15 protein-coding genes, 1 pseudogene and 1 riboswitch are annotated in these 17,929 nt (G+C 42.9%); of the genes and pseudogenes, 8 read left to right on the forward strand and 8 right to left on the reverse strand.

Annotated features, from left to right (window positions below; all coding sequences use genetic code 11):
- Positions 1-4: 4 nt before the first annotated feature.
- The 3 genes from WA407_RS19210 to WA407_RS19220 all read right to left on the reverse strand — a co-directional run bounded on the left by WA407_RS19210 (position 5) and on the right by WA407_RS19220 (position 3,139).
- A complete protein-coding gene (locus WA407_RS19210; protein ID WP_336078151.1) occupies positions 5-1,420 on the reverse strand; it encodes a phage baseplate assembly protein V in 1,416 nt (471 codons plus the stop codon).
- Entirely contained in the window at positions 1,417-2,097 is a 681-nt protein-coding gene (locus tag WA407_RS19215; RefSeq protein WP_336078152.1) for a hypothetical protein, read from the reverse strand. Before WA407_RS19215 ends, WA407_RS19210 begins: the two co-directional genes overlap by 4 nt.
- 166 nt (positions 2,098-2,263) lie before the next feature.
- Positions 2,264-3,139, reverse strand: coding sequence for an SDR family NAD(P)-dependent oxidoreductase (locus tag WA407_RS19220; RefSeq protein ID WP_336078153.1), 876 nt, complete (start codon positions 3,137-3,139; stop codon positions 2,264-2,266).
- 199 nt (positions 3,140-3,338) lie between these two features.
- On the opposite strand from WA407_RS19220, the gene WA407_RS19225 reads away from it, so the two are divergent.
- The 3 genes and pseudogenes from WA407_RS19225 to WA407_RS19235 all read left to right on the forward strand — a co-directional run bounded on the left by WA407_RS19225 (position 3,339) and on the right by WA407_RS19235 (position 5,875).
- Positions 3,339-3,806: a MarR family winged helix-turn-helix transcriptional regulator gene (locus tag WA407_RS19225; protein ID WP_061831604.1), complete on the forward strand. Its 468-nt coding sequence runs from the start codon at positions 3,339-3,341 to the stop codon at positions 3,804-3,806.
- 73 nt (positions 3,807-3,879) lie between these two features.
- Positions 3,880-4,023, forward strand: a pseudogene (locus tag WA407_RS19230) (GNAT family N-acetyltransferase); the annotation flags it as partial.
- Positions 4,024-4,495: 472 nt separating this feature from the next.
- Positions 4,496-5,875 carry an amino acid permease gene (locus WA407_RS19235; RefSeq protein ID WP_235307357.1) on the forward strand — a complete coding sequence of 460 codons (1,380 nt, stop codon included), beginning with the start codon at positions 4,496-4,498 and terminating at the stop codon, positions 5,873-5,875.
- A gap of 455 nt (positions 5,876-6,330) precedes the next feature.
- Here the strand turns inward: WA407_RS19235 and WA407_RS19240 are convergent, their stop codons facing one another.
- Complete coding sequence (locus tag WA407_RS19240) at positions 6,331-6,498, reverse strand: hypothetical protein (protein ID WP_336078154.1); 168 nt, start codon at positions 6,496-6,498, stop codon at positions 6,331-6,333.
- A 116-nt stretch (positions 6,499-6,614) separates the two neighbouring features.
- Between WA407_RS19240 and WA407_RS19245 the strand changes: the two genes are divergently transcribed.
- A complete protein-coding gene (locus WA407_RS19245; protein WP_254329620.1) occupies positions 6,615-7,337 on the forward strand; it encodes a hypothetical protein in 723 nt (240 codons plus the stop codon).
- 382 nt (positions 7,338-7,719) lie between these two features.
- Positions 7,720-10,596, forward strand: a complete 2,877-nt coding sequence (locus tag WA407_RS19250) for an S-layer homology domain-containing protein (protein ID WP_336078155.1) — start codon at positions 7,720-7,722, stop codon at positions 10,594-10,596.
- A gap of 107 nt (positions 10,597-10,703) precedes the next feature.
- Here WA407_RS19250 and WA407_RS19255 read toward each other — a convergent pair whose 3' ends face one another.
- The gene (locus tag WA407_RS19255; protein WP_235307360.1) at positions 10,704-11,378 is read right to left on the reverse strand and encodes an NAD(P)H-dependent oxidoreductase; all 675 of its coding nucleotides are present in this window, start codon (positions 11,376-11,378) and stop codon (positions 10,704-10,706) included.
- Positions 11,379-11,520: 142 nt separating this feature from the next.
- Here WA407_RS19255 and WA407_RS19260 point away from each other — a divergent pair, with 142 nt between their 5' ends.
- Both WA407_RS19260 and WA407_RS19265 read left to right on the forward strand, forming a co-directional pair.
- Complete coding sequence (locus WA407_RS19260) at positions 11,521-11,913, forward strand: winged helix-turn-helix transcriptional regulator (protein ID WP_165179453.1); 393 nt, start codon at positions 11,521-11,523, stop codon at positions 11,911-11,913.
- Between the two features lie 193 nt (positions 11,914-12,106).
- Entirely contained in the window at positions 12,107-13,099 is a 993-nt protein-coding gene (locus WA407_RS19265) for an ABC transporter substrate-binding protein (protein ID WP_235307361.1), read from the forward strand.
- Positions 13,100-13,219: 120 nt separating this feature from the next.
- On the opposite strand, the gene WA407_RS19270 is transcribed toward WA407_RS19265, so the two are convergent.
- From WA407_RS19270 to WA407_RS19280, 3 genes are all read right to left on the reverse strand, one after another.
- The gene (locus WA407_RS19270) at positions 13,220-14,722 is read right to left on the reverse strand and encodes a stalk domain-containing protein (RefSeq protein ID WP_336078156.1); all 1,503 of its coding nucleotides are present in this window, start codon (positions 14,720-14,722) and stop codon (positions 13,220-13,222) included.
- 192 nt (positions 14,723-14,914) lie between these two features.
- Positions 14,915-15,550 (reverse strand): cyclodeaminase/cyclohydrolase family protein, encoded by a 636-nt coding sequence (locus tag WA407_RS19275; protein WP_336078157.1) that lies wholly within the window; start codon positions 15,548-15,550, stop codon positions 14,915-14,917.
- Positions 15,547-16,413, reverse strand: coding sequence for a bifunctional 5,10-methylenetetrahydrofolate dehydrogenase/5,10-methenyltetrahydrofolate cyclohydrolase (locus WA407_RS19280; protein ID WP_336078158.1), 867 nt, complete (start codon positions 16,411-16,413; stop codon positions 15,547-15,549). The genes WA407_RS19275 and WA407_RS19280 overlap by 4 nt, the downstream gene beginning before the upstream one ends.
- Positions 16,414-16,524: 111 nt before the next feature.
- A riboswitch (ZMP/ZTP riboswitch) is annotated at positions 16,525-16,609 on the reverse strand.
- Positions 16,610-16,822: 213 nt separating this feature from the next.
- Here WA407_RS19280 and WA407_RS19285 point away from each other — a divergent pair.
- Positions 16,823-17,884, forward strand: coding sequence for a fatty acid desaturase (locus WA407_RS19285; RefSeq protein WP_013308916.1), 1,062 nt, complete (start codon positions 16,823-16,825; stop codon positions 17,882-17,884).
- The last annotated feature ends 45 nt before the right edge of the window (positions 17,885-17,929 follow it).

Raw genomic sequence — 17,929 nt, forward strand, 5'->3', positions numbered from 1 at the left:
ATCCTTAATTCGACTTCACTTCGCTGCCTTTCATGTCTGCCGACCCACTTAATTCGATATGACTGCCATTACAATCCATACGGAGCTGACTACCTGCGGACAGGCTCATTGTCTTCCCCGCAGATAGGCTGAGATTGCCTCCCGCCGTAATATTCACCTGTTTGCTGCTCGCAATATGAATGCCTTCCTTATCGTCCAGTTTGATATAAATGGCGCCGTCCTTACCTGTAACGACCAGTTCATCCGGTCCTAGCCGGATTTCCTTGCCATGCGGGGTACGCCATATTTTCATTTGCGGATTGGAAAAATGGTTATGCGTACTCTTGCGATCTGCCCGTCTCACCGCACTACCTGCTACGCCGTCTTCTTCCCGGCTACCGGGGAAATAGAGGGAAACTGAATCGCCTTTTTCTGGCATAACGTACCAGCCGGTATGGCCACCGCCACTGTACACAGTAGAATAGTTGAACCAGTGTGCTTGGTTGGTGTCCTGTTGTTCATCACAATCCAGATGAATGCGCACTTGATCCTGACGTACGTCCAGCACAATACCGCTTAATGAGGCTCCTGCCAGCTTATCCTGGTAGTAGCTTTTTTGCCGAAATCCCTGGTAAGAACCCAACACATACTGATGCCGCAGCAGTCCTTGACTCATAGCGGTGTAGGCTTCCATCACATACAGGTTATGCCCCTGAAAATTCAACTGAGCGCCCAAGTCGAGTACCTCATCCGTTTCTACCTCATAAAAAATAAAATCGTGTTCACTCAGTTTGGTCTGTTCATTCTCCTGAAAATAACGAAAAGGTAGCAACTGCTTACGTACGGTATAACGGGTATGATCCAGTATCGCCTGTGCAGGGCTGTCCTCAATACCAAAATAAAATTTGGGACTGTCAAAACGAGCTACAGGCATCAGACTCGTATGATAACGGGAGGCTATGCGTCTTAAAAAAGCCCAGTCTGTCTCCTGATACTGAATGGCAAGCCGCCCGATGGCTTCTCCGCCAGTAGCCCCGTCGATCACATCCAGCCCTTCATAGTCCTTACCTATGTGCTCCAGCATTTGAGGAATCGTCATTTTCGTATACTGAAAAGAACGAGTACGCTGCTTCATGTCCATCCGGTACGTATGGGAAATGGCTTCCACCTCCAGATAGTACACACCTCGCACGACTTTTACCTCGACCGAGAGGGCAATCCCACTAAATAGCGGCTTGCTTGCGCCAGATTCATCTTGTTGGCTGACTTCAATGATGGTATTTTTTTCTGTCGTTTCCACATAACTGTCTTGTAAGTCTTCGGGGATGATACCTGTAAAATAAAGCCGAGTATGCTCGTTAACTTTTTTCGTTAAGGTAAGCTCCTCCAAATCAATTTGTTCATAAGGGTGAATTTGAATTTGATCGTATCCCAGACTCATGGTGTAATCATTCCTTTCTCATTTGTAGAATAGGCGGAGGGTGGAAGGACAGAAAGGGATTGAACCCAGTATTCTGCTACAGGTAACCAGACTTCGAGATCTGCTTCCAGACAGCTAAAGGAACCTATGACAACTCGTCCTTTGTGGATAAAGAGCAGCATTTCGTTGTATAGATTACCGTCGATCCCCGCCACCACAAAACGAATCTGTCCAACTGAAAGTCCGGAACAGTTGGTGACCATTTCGGTACCTAACCAGTTGCGTATCGGTTGTACAGACCGTAGAATATCCCCCATTTGCTCTACAAAATCGGGCAGTTCTTCCGCTTCCAGAGCAGTATCTGTAGGATTAAAAGTGATGTTGATGGTCTCCTCAGATGAGGTATAAATGATCTTTGGTCGATGCTCTGAAGGATATTTGATTATAGCTTGCTCCATTGGCATAGGAGTAAAGGACTTGGGGATGTAGAAACCAATCTCTCCGTGTAGTATTGTAATGGGCTCCAACGTGAGATAATCATTTTCAATATGAAGTAGCTTTGTTTCTTCAAACCTGGAACCGTCCTGTTCCGATTTCTGAGTTTGAGCTGGGATGGATTTCACATTATCGTTATTAGCTGTCTTCTGATCCACCATTTTAGCTTTGAGGCTAAGTATATGCTCGTCTAGATAGTTCATAGAAAGCCCCCTTTTAGGAAAAATACGCGTTTGTACTTGAATATGTAAAGATGGGAGGAGATATTTAAGTACAGAACCAACATATGTATTTATCGGTTAAAAGAGAGATTTAGTTTACAAAATGAACCATTCGTTGGAGAAGCATTGTTCGATATCAGATCCTATTTCATTCCATAACGCCTTTTTGCCGTAATAATTCGGTTGTAGTACTCCAAAGTAGGCGTTGCATCTTGATATCCCCACCAGGATATGTCGGTACAATCGGCTTACCAGTACCAACATTAAAATATCCGCCTGTCACTTCTTGATATTGGGATTCTGTTGCTAAACGAATAATGATGTCCGCTCCTTTCCGTGGGTCTCCGATATGCAAAGCGTTCAATATTTTTGCAAGTATCGAAGAAAATCCTAACTCGCGACCAAGGCCGGTAACGTTAAAGCCTGGATTAAGTGCGTTAACTACGATCCCAGTTCCATCCAGCTGACGTCCAAGTTCTTCTGTAAACATGATATTAAGAAGCTTGGTCTTTCCGTATATCTTAGATGAACCTCTTGCGGTAAATACAGATGTATCTGTTAAATCCTCCGGTAATTTTAATTCACCATGGTTGCGTGATGCTTCAGAAGCCACATTGACGATCCTAGCATTTGCGGGTTCCATGAGTGAATTGAGTAGTGTATGCGTTAACAGCCACGGGGCAAGATAGTTTACGGCTATCATTTCTGCCAAACCCTCTGAGGTTATGCGTTGTTCAAATCCATGTAATCCAGCATTGTTCACTAATACATCAATCTTTGGATAATTAGCTTTAATTTCATCTCCCATACGTTTGACATCTTTCATAAGAGACAGGTCCCCGAAAAAAAAGTCTACCTTTGTACTTGGCGCCAGATCTTTTAAAATATTTTTAGTCATTTCAGCACGTTTTTCATTTCTGGCTGTTAAGACTAGATGTGCTCCACGTTTGGCTAATTCAATTGCTACCCATTGTCCAAGACCGTTAGTAGCACCAGTGATTACAATAATCGGGTATGTCGACATATAGATCATCCTCCAAATTCTCGATCCAATTACATCCATATTCATGTCTACGCTTTACGGTTGTGGATGCTTTATAATGTAGATCTTCTGCTTGACACTTACCAAAGTTGAAAATATGATTGATATATATCAAGTATATGTATTTTGATTGATATATGTCAAATATATATTCGAACTCATTCAAATAAGGTGGAGACATATGGATAATAAAACTCAACATCCAGATTCTACAAGAGAGCAATTAGAACTGAATCTTGGTGAACAACTTAATGCACTTATAAGCGCGTCGCATGCACTCAATGTAAAAACTGCGGCACTTTTCGATCCATCATTACAACCTGCAGCTTTTCTGATTGTACGTTGTCTCCTGTCATACGGTCCGGCAAGCGCTACATTTTTGGCGGAATCCACCGCTATGGATCGAAGCTCTGTCAGCCGTCTTGTTACTCAGCTTAAACACTTGAATTATGTAAAAAGTGAAACTCATCCTGAGGATCGTCGGGGAGTGTTGATATCCCTGACAGCCAATGGTCGTGAAAAAGCCTTGGAAGCTTTAAAAGAAAAAGAAAAAGAGTTTTATCAACGTATTTCAACATGGGAGGATTCTAAACTTGAAGCGTTCATCGAGATGCTGAAGTGTTTTAACGGGTATGATTGCGAGGATTAATGATTCAACATCAAGCATCGTATGATGAAAAAAGGAGGCATTTTAAAAGTGAAAGAAAAAAATGTTAGGGAAATTTGAACAGTGGGGGAAGTCCCATGGATTTTCCGGGATCAAACTGTTATCTCATCCAAGTCGGATACAGGCTCACAGGTTCTACGAACGACGTGGCTATATGTTTACCAAGGATCAAAAAAATTTTATAAAAAATCTCAAATAAATACATATTCACTAGTTATATCACAAGGCAATGTTTGAAATGTTGCTCTTTCATTCGGGATTCATGTTTTCCACTGTATGAATACAGATTTCAAATAGGCTTAATATCGTGATATTTATCATTGAAGAAATATGTATGTTTAGCACTCTAATGTATTGCATTAAATTGACCATTGTTCAGAAAATATGAATAGCCTTCCTTTCCATTTCATGCCTAAAAATGTCTACTAATTAGCAGTTGTATTTAGGCGTTTTTTGTCATACAATGCATCTAATGCTACGGACTCGGTCTTAGAAACAGTAAGGTTTGGACGGTAAATAGGACGTGGTTTCCTTGTATATTTACGAATCGTGGAACTACTTTGTAGTCGTTCACTCACGACCACGTCAGTCTGAAAAATTAATAATGTTTGGGGACAGTTTTCCGGATCATTAGCGTTTGATGATGAACATATACGAAGGGGAGCGTTCTTTTGGAATCGAAACAATTAACGAGAGGGCTAAAGCCACGGCACGTTGAGTTGATTGCGCTTGGAGGTACGATTGGCGTCGGTTTGTTTATGGGGTCGGCAAGTACGATAAAATGGGCAGGTCCCTCAGTGCTGTTGGCATATCTCTTAGCGGGGATTATTATGTTTTTTGTCATGCGGATCATGGGGGAAATGCTGATTCTTGAACCGGTGACAGGCTCATTCGCTACATTTGCTCATAAATATATCAGCCCTTTAGCCGGTTTCTTGACCGCCTGGAGCTATTGGTTTTTATGGGTTACCGTAGGGATGGCAGAAGTCACTGCGATTGGGGTATATGTGGGCTACTGGTTCCCAGATATCCCGCAATGGTTGCCGGCTTTGGCAGGTGTAATTATTATTGCATTGGCCAATTTGGCGGCTGTGAAATTTTATGGGGAATTTGAGTTTTGGTTTGCGATGATTAAAATTGTCGCCATTATCTTTATGCTAGTAGTTGGTACGGGGATGATCTTCTTTGGACTCGGTAACGGTGGACAACCGATAGGGCTATCCAATCTGTACAGCCAGGGAGGTTTCTTTGCAGGTGGTTTGAAAGGGTTTCTATTTGCACTCTGCATTGTAACAGCGGCTTATCAAGGGATAGAGATGGTAGGTATTACGGCAGGTGAAGCTGAAAATCCGAAGATGACACTGCGAAAAGCCATTAAAAACATCATCTGGCGTATTTTGATTTTCTACGTGGGTGCAATCTTTGTCATTGTTACGATTTATCCTTGGAACCAAATAGGCGAGATCGGCAGCCCATTTGTTCTGACTTTTGCCAAGGTAGGAATTGTGGCTGCTGCGGGTATCATTAACTTTGTTGTACTTACAGCTGCGATGTCTGGTTGTAACAGTGGTATTTACAGTGCGGGCAGAATGTTATATACATTGGCTAAGAACGGACAAGCTCCTAAGTTTTTTGGGAAAGTTTCTCCAAGCGGCGTCCCTAGAAATAGTATAATAACGACCATTTCCTTGCTGCTGGTAGGGGTGTTATTTAACTATTTAATGCCTGATTCCAAACTGTTTCTGTATATTTACAGCGCCAGTGTTCTTCCAGGCATGGTACCGTGGTTTGCATTAGCCATCAGTCAATTTAAATTCAGGAAAAAGTGGAAGGACGAAATGAAGGATCACACCTTTAAATCTCGTTTTTTTCCGATCAGTAACTACATCACCATTGTCTTTTTGTTGCTGGTGATCGTTGGAATGTGGTTTAATCCAGACACACGCTTGTCGTTGATTGTCGGGGCAACATTTATGGCGATCGTCGTTGTTGGATATTTTGTCTTTGGCATAGGAAAGCGGCAGAGAATTGAAGAATTAGAGGAAAACTAAAAGATTGCTAAATACGTAACATTTGCCGAGCGCAATTCAGATGATCCTGAGTTCGCTCGGCTTTTCTTTTACATGACGAGGGAGGGGCTTATGGAAGGGTTGTTACTGAGGTATAGAACCGTGTGGTTATCCTGTTCGCACTACAAGTGTAAATATAGATACAAAAAAAGTGAGAACGAAAATGGAGAAGTTGATTATTGCTACACTCTTACGGTTAGCCTTAAACTCTGTAATTCCAGAAAATAAAAATATAAACCAGAAAAAATTGCGCGATTTTGTATGAGTCCCTATAGGTGTCTGGGTATGCGAGTGATAAAAAGGAAGAGATCATAACAACTACAGCAAATATTAAAGTGATGATTCGGTAAATATCCATTTTCTTGAACATAGATAAATTCCCCCTTCCTATATAACGCCTAGTACATTATATATTTTAAAGGTCAGACCGTGGGACTTCAAATAAATACAAAGGAGGGAAAATGATACTGGATATCTGCAACCGGAGCAACAACGGTTTCGACTACATAGTTCACCAATTTGGACAATACGAGACAGGCCAGTATGATGCTACTGTGAGCAATACTGCAGACTAAGCTACAAGAGAGAATGCGCATACGTTTCATGTCCACGTGTTTATATTTGAATTTATATTTTTCTAATATTTAACTGTTAATAGAATTATTGAAAAGCTATAATGCTAATAATGATTTGAGTGTATTTGGAGAAAGAGGTTGAGGGTATGTTGTTGAAAAAATGGTCATTATTATTGATGATAGGTATTCTCATGGTGGCATCTGTGGGCTGGAACGGTGGAGTATCTTATGCAGCTACAGAATATACTTGGGATAAGTACAAGGGCACTGAGGTCAAGACATATAGATTGACTGCAGTACCTGGAAGAGTCGAATATATGGATCAGGAAAGGTTTTTTGCAGCTTTAAGCCAAACCCCAAATGTGTATGGAGATTTCAGCGGCTATAAAACGGGGAAAACAACTGGAGTTGTAACCGAGAGTATAACGGATGATGTGTACAAATTTACAGTTACTGATTTTCTTCGCGATCAAGAGCCTGAGGTTGTAGAGTATATAAATCCTAGAGGCGGAATTCCTCATAGATGGAATGGAACTAGTGATATTCAAATTTTTATGAGAGGGTCAGAAGCGGCTTCTTTGTCTGAGCTGTTTTATGAGGGGACACCCAGTGAAGGACGCTTTCAATTTAATGCTAACGATATATATTTAGTTACATTCTGGTCCAGTACCGTAAGACTTATCAGTGGGATGTCTGCTGAAGCGTTAATAGAGGAAGGTCCTCACACGTTTAACAATCGGGAGCTTGTAGGTCAAGTAACCAGCGAAGATCCTACAGCTTATCCGCAAGATGGGATTTCAGAAGGTTATTATTATGTTTTTAAGGGTACGGGGAACAAAGAATCAACTGATGATGGAGATAGCCAATAAAAACAAAAGAAGAGATAACATTGTGTAGGGTGCTTTATACATGATGTTATCTTTTTTATTGTGATGCTCGCATTAGAAAATTTAGTAATGAAAAAATGCTGGAAATTTAATTCCCAATGAAAACCATTTTAAAAGATCGGGATATATGCCTTTAAAATAATGACAATATTACGGATAGAACCGTAATCTATAATTACTTTTTTTGCTGTCTTTATTCAATCCTAGGGATATTATTCCGATAATTCAAGTATATACAGTTTGGTGTTAATTGAAATGAAATCCGTTTGAAAACAAAAGAAATAATTTTCAAAATTCACACAGAAGTCCAGGTGCAAGTAACCTGATGCTATATTGTAAAGGAGGTGCAAGAATCCAAAATAATATGAAATATGAAAAAAAGTTAAAACAAATTAGGCAGTACATCGCTGCTATACTGGCTGTTTGGTTGTTCTGTATACATACTGTGCCTGTTTTTGCAAACAGGGCCTTTAACGATATTGAACATTCATATGCAGCCGATGCAATTGAAGCCATGGCTGCTCAAGGGTATGTTACGGGTTATCAGGATGGTAGTTTTCGACCTGTACATTTTATTTCGCGACAGGAGTGGGCGAGTATTTTCGCTAAAACGTTAAAGCGAACTTCGGTTAACAAAAGCGTTGCTCCTTTTAGTGATGTGTCACCATGGGCTCTACCCTATGTGCAGACCTTGCAAGCAGAGAACATTACCAAAGGAATTAGTGATCAGTTATTCGGTGCAAAACACAATATGACTCGTCAGGATATGGCAGTGTGGTTTGCCAGGTATTTCGGTGTCACTGAAGATACCCGTGCTTCCAATAAATCCAGTTTTGTGGATCAGTCTGATGTATCAGACTATGCACAAACGAGCGTATGGCTGATGGAACGTTTGGAGCTGATCGAGGGGGACACGAACCATTATTTCCATCCCAAAGAGTCTGTGAGACGGCAGGATGCTACACTGGTAGCGTATCGGATATGGCTAGGTGGCGACGGTCTAAGAGAACGTGCCAAGCGTTTGCTGGAGTCATTAGGAAATGGAACTGCAACGACGAATCAGCCAGCCAGTCCACCGGATGCAAAGAAGATTGTGGTCGACCTGGCGCCAGAAATTAGTCACCAGCGTGCGAATCCGGAAATCGAAGAGCCTAAAAGCCACAGTCCAAGGCCCGATCCACCGGTATCTCCGGTAACACCTACAGAGCCGAACCCGGAACCGCCAGTTGTACGACCAGATCCTGGGCTCAAACCACCAGTGACACCACCTGTGAATCCGTCAGAACCACCGGACCATTCTTCGGATTTTCTAGTGGATGAGGTCGTAATCAAGGCGCCCGAGTTGGTAAATCAACCAGAAACGTATCCTTCGTATCAGCTGTCCTTTGATCTCTACAATAAAGGGCACTTGGTAAGCATTCCCGATGTTAGCGTCACAAGTGTTACTTACACATTTAGTGATACATTAGGTGTATTTGATGAACATGGGAAAATTGCGCATTCCGAAAATATACCTGCTGCTGATGATTACATTCCTGTAGAGATGGAAGTCATCATTGCTAAACCCCATCAGGTGCTTAAAGCACAGACCAAGCTGATCGTGAAAGGGAAGACTCCTCCGGTAGAGGAACCGAGTGTAATCAGGTCCGTATACTTGGCGACGTACTCCATTTCACAGGCGGCGACTCTAGACCCTAATGCCTGGAGCATGCCCTATGTATTTCAAAATGCAAAGGGAGAGGTCATACCGTCCGGTCTATTGCCGTCAGACTTGAAGCTTCGGATTGAGGATTCCAGAGGGATATTTGACGAGGATGGACATATTGCCAATCTGCATCTGATACCTGCATTGAACTCTGTCATTCCATTCAAGATTGAGGTTGAGTCACCCTCTCAGGGAATTCACTTCATATCCGATGCGGAGTTAACTGTAGTACCAGGGGCACGCAAAAAGCAATATTTTGCTATCTCCATGATGCTGCAGGGAAAAGATGCGGGCAGTACGACCACGATAGAGCAAATTGAGCAGTCACGTCAATTGCTGATGGATCACTTTGGTCCCAACGTAAAAGTGACGTGGGCCATGGAAAATAGATTTATTTTTGTGGAATCAAATCGTCCGCAGCTTAAAAAGGTTTTGGAATATGTGGATCAGTATGGCGATGAAGTCGGGATTTTGGATGGGTATCCGAATAATCTGTTTGGTCTCCCTGAATGGGAAGCACAGATGAACGAGTGGTTGTATATGTATCGTTATAATGCACTCAATGAGCTGCACCAATCTGGTTCGTTAGGATCACCTTCGGTGTTTGAAAGCATGGATACAGACCAATATCGGAAGTATCTGCCTAAATCATTAACTGGCTTTACGGTGAATCCTGAGCAGGCCCAATGGCTTAAGGATCACTTTAAGATCACCTCAGCGATGGGTTGGTCGGCTACACAGTATAATGTGAACAACATGTATGGTGAGGGTTCACCTTTGATGCCTTACTGGTCCCATAAGGATAATCCGATTGTTCCGGCACAGGGGCTTACAAATAATAGCGGTATCGTATTTATGAACTCGATTACGATTGATCCGATTGGATCACGTTATACCAAAGATTCCTCACGCTGGACTCTCCATCCGGGCGATCCATATGTGACCGAAACGGATGCGGCACCACAACTGTATATAGCGCAGCAGTATTTAGATAACCCGTATCAACGTTTGAATACAGTAAACTACATGTCCATTATTTTGGATGTCAACTGGCTTGCCAAAAACCATAACATGTCTCAAATATGGGAGAACTTTGTGAATCACTTCCCTGTTGACCGTGAGGTTGAGATTGTAGGCGTGGACGGGCTGAAACAGATTTATGAATCGGTAGCTGGATTGAGTAATGATCATACGGAGTTTTCGCTCATGTTTAGAGGCTCAGGCTTTAAGGCAGTTATGGACTCCAATAATTCACCAGCCAATCTGCGTTACTTGTGGACTGAAAACGCCTCACAGCGGATTATTTTATCCAAGGAGGATGGAGATGCGGCATGGTCCATTATTGACTTTACTGACTATACCCGAAGTCCGGTTCCGAAGATGGCATACAATCTGGATAAGAACACGGATGTAAGCTATGTCACTGGAAGGAACTTTAAGCTGCATCCTACAGCTCCGTTAACAGCAGATGAAATTCAGCGCGTAAAGGATCGTTTGAAGGAGATTTACTTTGCAGAAGAAGTAAACTATCAGTAAGGATTTTGAATGACAGATTTTTTATAAGACTTGAGATTTTATGAAAAAGGGGCGCCCATAGCCATGGAAATGGCTGTGGGACGCCTCTTTGTTTTAGAGTAAAGGTTTTACACCCATTCAATAACCTGATCTACAGAGCGCCGGGTTTTGCCGCGCGGCTCGTTCAGACGGTATCCAAATGCCACCATACAGGAAATACCGAAATGCTCGGCATCCATGATGCCTTCTTCGGAGAGGATGCGTTCAATTTCCTGTTTATTAAAACCTTCGATAGGACAGGAATCAATGCCGATTTGAGCTGCGGCAGTCATCATGTTACCCAGTGCGATGTAGGTTTGTCGGCAGCCCCATTCGAACAAGGCTCTTTTATTTTCCTCCAGCCCAAAATCAGATTTTAGAAAGGCGTCATACACTTTCTCTCTGCCTTGAATCACTTCAGCGGGTAATTGCTGCACGTTCTCCATCATACTCTTGATATAATCGGAGGAGGCTACCATATCTTCTGGAAGTCTAGAGAGGATGAGTACAAAATGGCTGGCTGTTGGCAGTTGTTTTTGCGCCCCCCAAGAATAAGGCAGCAGCTTCTCACGCATTGCTTTACTCTGAACTATAACAAATTTCCAAGGTTCAAAGCCAAATGAGCTTGGAGATAAACGACCGGTTTCAAGAATAAAATCAAAATCGGAATCGCTAATTTTCTTATGACTGTCAAATTCCTTCGTTGCATGTCTGAACTCGTATGCAGATAAGATTTGATCTTTAGTAGTAGTTAAGGTTTCCATCGTTATTCCACTCCTTATGATGTGATTAAAATTGACGCTTACCAAGTGACATGCTTAATATTAGAATATACATGATCGTTTTTGAAGTACGCACATTAATGTGCTGTAGTATATAAAATGATACCAAGGAGGAGAAAAGCCTATGCGCAATCGGAAAGGCGGCTTTGGGGAATGTACCGCTGGAAATGATCAGGCGTGTCCAGTTGAGTTCACGCTGGACGTGATTGGGGGCAAATGGAAAGGGATTATTCTATATCATCTTATGTATGGGACTAAGCGATTTAGTGATTTTCGGCGGATCTGTCCGGGAATTACTCAGCGTATGCTGACACTCCAATTGCGCGAGCTGGAAGAGGACGGAGTCGTTCACCGTGAAGTCTACCAACAGGTTCCTCCTAAGGTCGAATACTCTCTAACTGAATTTGGAAAAACGCTGATCCCGATTATTAACCTGATGAAGGATTGGGGAGAAGAATATAAAACAAAACAGCGATCATCAGAAAGCAGCCTTCAGCAGCCTAGCCCCAATGTGTAGGTTTTTGAGACGGCTCCACGAAAAAAGACCTGGCCATCATTTTTTGGCAGGTCTTTTGTTTTTTAAAGTGAAATGATGCAAAGTTCGTTTTCAGTTGACAGCAAGGACGACACTTGATATATTTCTTACGATATTGATAATCATTATCATCTGTTTCAGAGATCATCTCCACAATATATAGGGGGCTAATCAGTTGAAAAGAAAATCGTATTTTATGATGACAGCTATGTTACTTGTATTGTCTGTATTCATCAGCGCTTGCGGCGGAAATAATAATGGAAGTAGTCCGGCTTCATCTTCAGAAGATAAGCAAGAGTCGGCTACTACTGGAGAGACTAGAAGCTTTAAAACGGTTAAAGGGGATATTCAAATTCCTGCAAAGCCACAGCGCATTGTAACGGATTTTTACGGCGGAGAATTGCTGTCCGTGGGTGCTAACGTGGTGGGTGTGGAGCCGACTGCGTTTCAAAATCCTTTTCTGACCGATTTGCTGAAGGAAAAAGGAACCAAAGAGGTGGGTGATCCGACCAATTTGGAAAAGACGCTGGAACTCAAACCCGATCTGATCGTGGTTATGAAGGATACGAATTATGAGGCTTTGTCTAAAATCGCACCTACCCTGTACATTCCTTACGGTACGACGACTAATATCTATGATACGGTCAAGCTGTTCGGCGATATCACTGGGGAAAAGGAGAAGGCCGAGCAATTTATTACTGCATTTGATAAAAAGGCCGCTGAAGGTCGCGCACGTCTTAAAGGTGTGATTGACGAAAAGGCAACTTTCGGTTTGTATGAGCTGACGGACAAGCACGCACTTTGGATCTTTGGCGACAATGCGGGGCGCGGCGGCCAAGCTGTATACAATGCGCTTAAACTGAACATGCCAAAGAAAACAGTGAACTCCAAGGAACAAACGGTGCAGCTTTCGATGGAGGTATTGCCACAGTATGACGCAGATTATATGTTCCTGACTACGTATGACCCCGAGAAAAAGGGTGACGCGCTCAAACAACTAAAGTCGTCCGCTGTGTGGGGGAATCTTCCAGCGGTGAAGAACAATAGAGTGTTCTTTAACGATTTTGATACGTATTATCGTTATGATCCAATCGCTATTACCGGGCAAATTGATATGATCGTAGATATGCTGGTCGAAAGAGAAAAAGAGAATAAAGCTAAACAATAGATCTGAAATTCTGCGTTGTAATGAATTGCCCAAAACAGATAGGAATTCGCATATTATACGCAGTATATAGCATTAAAAACCAGTCCAACATGAATCATATATGGACTGGTTTTTAATTTACTATTTTGTCGTAATTTCAATAGTATCTTCTTTTTGTATCCAATCTACTTTGGCCCCTAGCGTTTCGCTGAGTAGCCTTAATGGAAGATAACCAATACCATTCACCATGAAGGGCGGATTGGTGAGCTTTACAGCTTTATCGTTCACTTTTGTTTGGCTGGTTTTGAAATTTACTTCTAGAGAGACAGGATGGTCTTCTGTCTTAGACTGATTCATTTTCGCTATTTTGCTGTTGAAATCATAAGCGATCTCGGCCCCCAGTTTGTCAAAAACAGAACGAAGGGGAATAAACGCCTGCCCGTTGCGGGTAATGACACCATTACTCAGAGAGACAGGCGAACCATTGAGACGGACAAGAATCGGTTTTTGTACAGGAACTGGTGAACTATACAGAAACTCATAGTCCCCTATACCGAGCTGCGCGTGTTTGTTGACACCCCAGCCCCATAGGGCGCCATCTGTTTTTTGCATGATTACGTGCCGTGGACCTGCTTTGATGCTTTGAATATTTTTAGCAAGTAATGTAAAGGGTGCATTGGATGGTAACTTTTCACCATCTAGAGACGCAACATATACATTCCCAGCTGTGGTGAGGGCAAGTATGGAGCGTTCGGCGAAAAAGGCGTCTTTAACATCCTTTACTCCTGTTAATAGTACAGGGGTATTTTCGTTGTGATAGGTTGTATTATCTGAGTAACCCGTAACTGTAGCACCCCAGAACCATAGCCGACCTTGCTGATCAATTGCGAGATTGGAATACCTATTGGCCTTGATTGTCTTGATATCCGATAAGGCTTGAATTTGCGATACGGATAGAGTTTCGGACGGAGTTGCATTTTTATCAAATTCTTTGGGCCACGTCCACACGGTGCCATCTTTTTTTAAGGCTATGTTTTTAGCGATTGACGTAATATCCTTTAATGATGAAATAGGTTCGAAGCCCTGCAAGGCTTTTGTATTTTTCCATACACTGCCGTCTTTTTTTAGAAATATCCAGCGTTCCTCATAATCCGGTCTTTCCTCATAGTAACTATCAATATTGGCAATCTCGTCGATGCCAGATAGGGTTTGAAAAGGACTAGAGATGTTTCCATTGTCGAGCCGTTCAGCGGAAGATATGCTGCCTTCGCTGCTCAGAGCGAGCACATGATCATTCAAATTACTTACAGCTGCGAGGTTCTGTAATCCTTCCAGAGGAACGAATTTCACGGATTCAGCAATATTATTTCTAGGCACATACCAAGCAGAGTGGTCTTGTAAGGTAAATACCAGATCGCCCTCGTTGATGATATTAGAAAATGTTTTTACAACGTCCGGCTTACCCTCTACACGAGTCGGTACGGATTGATTATAACCCCACAGCCACAAGCTTCCATCAGACTGAATCAGACTCCCGGAATCATAGGCGCGAATATGGGATGTGGAGTTATCTCCGGCCGCCCATACACTGGGACTGAGCAGCAATAACGTGATTATACTGAGTAATAGAGCCCGTCTTTTCATACGATTTTCCTCATTTCTTGATCAATGTATCCCCCTATCCATAGACGTAGATTATATAGAAAAGTTTTCCAAAATGTATGAATTTCAATAAAATAACCTCCAAACCCACGATTAGAGATGGATTTGGAGGCTATTTTTAATGAGTAAGCAGAATATGTTGGTTCGAACAGGTTAAACACGGTTATGAGCAATCTAATTCGCTATTCGACTGCGCACCATCAACAAGGTTTGTTCTTTGATCTGTCCGATTTCACGGATGAGTGCGGCTGTCTTGGTCTCATAGGAGTATTTGACATCCAAATCTTTCAGCGAAGCAAGGTTAATATCGACGGTAAGCAGGGCAGATTGAGCGGCGGCTTCGAACAAGATCGCGCCGATGCCAAGATCCGAAATCACATTTTTATTGGACATTTCCACAATGTTGTAGGCTTGCGACAATCCGTCCCGGCATACTTCCAGCAGGCGCATGGGTACCTCAATGGCAGCGATCACCGCTGTCTGTAAGGAATGGGTACGATAGCGCTTCTCTTCGTCCGTTTCCTTGGGCAAACGCAGCGCGGTCATGTACTGTTCAAAGGATTGGATGTCTGCGACCATTAGTTCCTCACAATGTGCAGACAATCTTTCCATGCTGCTAATGACGTCCGTGATTTGTTCATGGATATGCGCATATTTTTCTCCTTGTGAAAGGTTGGCGGTCATGGAGGTCATAGCCGCGCCTAGTGCCGCAGCCAGTGCGGATACACTTCCTCCGCCGGGGGTAGGCGCTGCACTTGCAGCCTCTTTTAGAAAATGCCCGATGGAATGATTCCACGACAGTTCACTCATGAATAGACCACCTCTCTGGAGTAGTGTTGCAGATGTATTGCTTTGAGCAGATTTTTATACAAAATCGCAGTTGTTAAGGTGCCAACGCCGCCGGGAACCGGAGAAATGGCATGGACCTTTTCCCCAACGTCTAAAGCGGCATCCCCCACTATTTTTCCCTCTAGCGTCTCATTAATTCCCGCATCTACCAAAATCAGACCGGGATGAACCATATCCTGTGTAATCACATCAGGGCATCCGACTGCGACGAAGGCAATGTCTGCATGGCTCAGATGCTCTGCAATATCACGTGTTCCTGCATGACAGGCGGTAACGGTGGCATTTTCTCTTTGCAACATGTGGAAAAGGGGAAGTCCCACTGTCTGTCCGATGCCCACGAGAGTGACATTTTTGCCTGCCAATGTGTGACCGTAATGCTTGAGCAGCTCGATACAGGCTTGTGGTGTTGCGGGATATAGTCCTGCGTCACCTGTTACGGTAGCCAGCTTGTTATCAGGTGTAATCCCATCAATATCCTTGTAGGGGGCGATGGATTGTTTAATAACGGAGGCGGAAAGATGTTGGGGAAGCGGCAGTTCCAGCATAATGCCATGTACATGGGGTGCATTGTTCAGACTGCCGATCAGGTGCAGTAGCTCGGTTTCGCTAACATGACGATCAAAAGTATGAAGATGAAATGAGATGCCCAGCTTCTCCGCTACTTTTTGCTTGGTCCGGGCATAGTAGGCAGAAGCCGGATCGCCTTCTACCAATAGTGTCGCCAGATGGGGACGGTGTCCTTGCTGCTTCATTTCTTCTACCTGTGAACGGATCGTTGCATATACTTGCTCAGCTGCTTCTTTGGATTTCATGATAATAGCCATAGTCCGAGCCTCCTCTGAATTTATCGCGTGATTTATCAACAGGTTGTCATGGTCTTGTAAACGAAAAAAAGTATTTGCACAAGGTCGTCAAGACAGACGAATCCTCTGCAAATACTTCTCCCAGGCGAACGGTACGCTTTTTTTGTATGCTCCCTCGTGGTTCATTCCACTGACTTCGCCAGTCACATACAGCGTTATTATAGCTTATATTTTAACAAATAATCCTCAGAAAAGAAACCCGCGAACATTTGGAAAAGGGATTATGTTACTTGTCTATATGACAAATGTCATATACCCGAGCTGACGTTTATGACTACAGCGTCTACAGTCTTCACCTTATACTGAGATTAGATCAACATGTACGCCTAACAGGATCAAGGTATAGGCGTCATTTTAAAGGAGGATCATAATGAGTATGACACAACTCCCATTAGCCCAATTAAAAAAAAATATGGCTCCCTACGAGAAAATAAACACGAAATCCAGCGTTCTGCAACTCATCAATACTTTGGGTCCACTGATCCTATTGTGGTATGCTGCTTATCTTAGCCTGTCGGTTTCGTACTGGCTGACGCTTCCCATTGCCATTGTTGCATCGGGGTTTGTGGTACGGACGTTTATTATTTTTCATGATTGTGGTCATCAATCCTTCTTCAAAAGCCGCAAGCTGAACGACATTGTGGGAACGATTACAGGTATTATTACGCTCTGTCCTTATCATCAATGGAAAAATAGTCATGCGATCCACCATGCAACCAGCAGTAATCTGGATAAAAGAGGCACAGGTGACATGTGGGTGCTCACGGTAGAAGAGTACACAGAGGCTTCCACATGGACACGGCTGGCCTATCGCATATATCGAAATCCTTGGGTTATGTTCGGACTAGGTCCGATCTATACTTTTTTGATTTCCTATCGCTTTAATATCAAGACAGCCAAACGCAAGGAAAAAATGAACACTCATGTGACGAATATATCCATCGTTGCATTGTATGCACTGTTGTGCTGGGCTATTGGATGGCAGGCCTTCCTTCTGGTACAGGCACCTATCTTTTTTGTATCCGGTATGTTGGGCATCTGGTTGTTCTATGTACAACATCAATTTGAGGATTCGTATTTTGAGCACGATGAAGAGTGGAGTTATATTAATGCAGCCGTAGAAGGCAGTTCTTACTACAAGCTTCCTAAAGTATTGCAATGGATCACGGGGAATATCGGATTTCATCACGTTCATCATTTGAGCCCCAAAGTGCCAAATTATAATTTGGAAAAAGCGCATGAAGCGACACCGTTACTTCAAAAGGCGACCACGATCACAGTGAGTAGCAGTCTGCAATCATTAAAGTTCCGACTTTGGGATGAAAATACGAAAACCTTTTTGACCTTTAAACAAGTAAAGCCGCTCCTTAGCAAACGTGTTGCAGTCACGAAACCCATCCCTACACCTGTTGTAAGCACAGAAAGAAAATAACGTTGTACAAAACTTGGTATGATATGATAAGAGATATAAGTCAAG

It is taken from the genome of Paenibacillus sp. 203, from assembly GCF_037027525.1.
Lineage (GTDB): Bacteria > Bacillota > Bacilli > Paenibacillales > Paenibacillaceae > Paenibacillus > Paenibacillus polymyxa_B.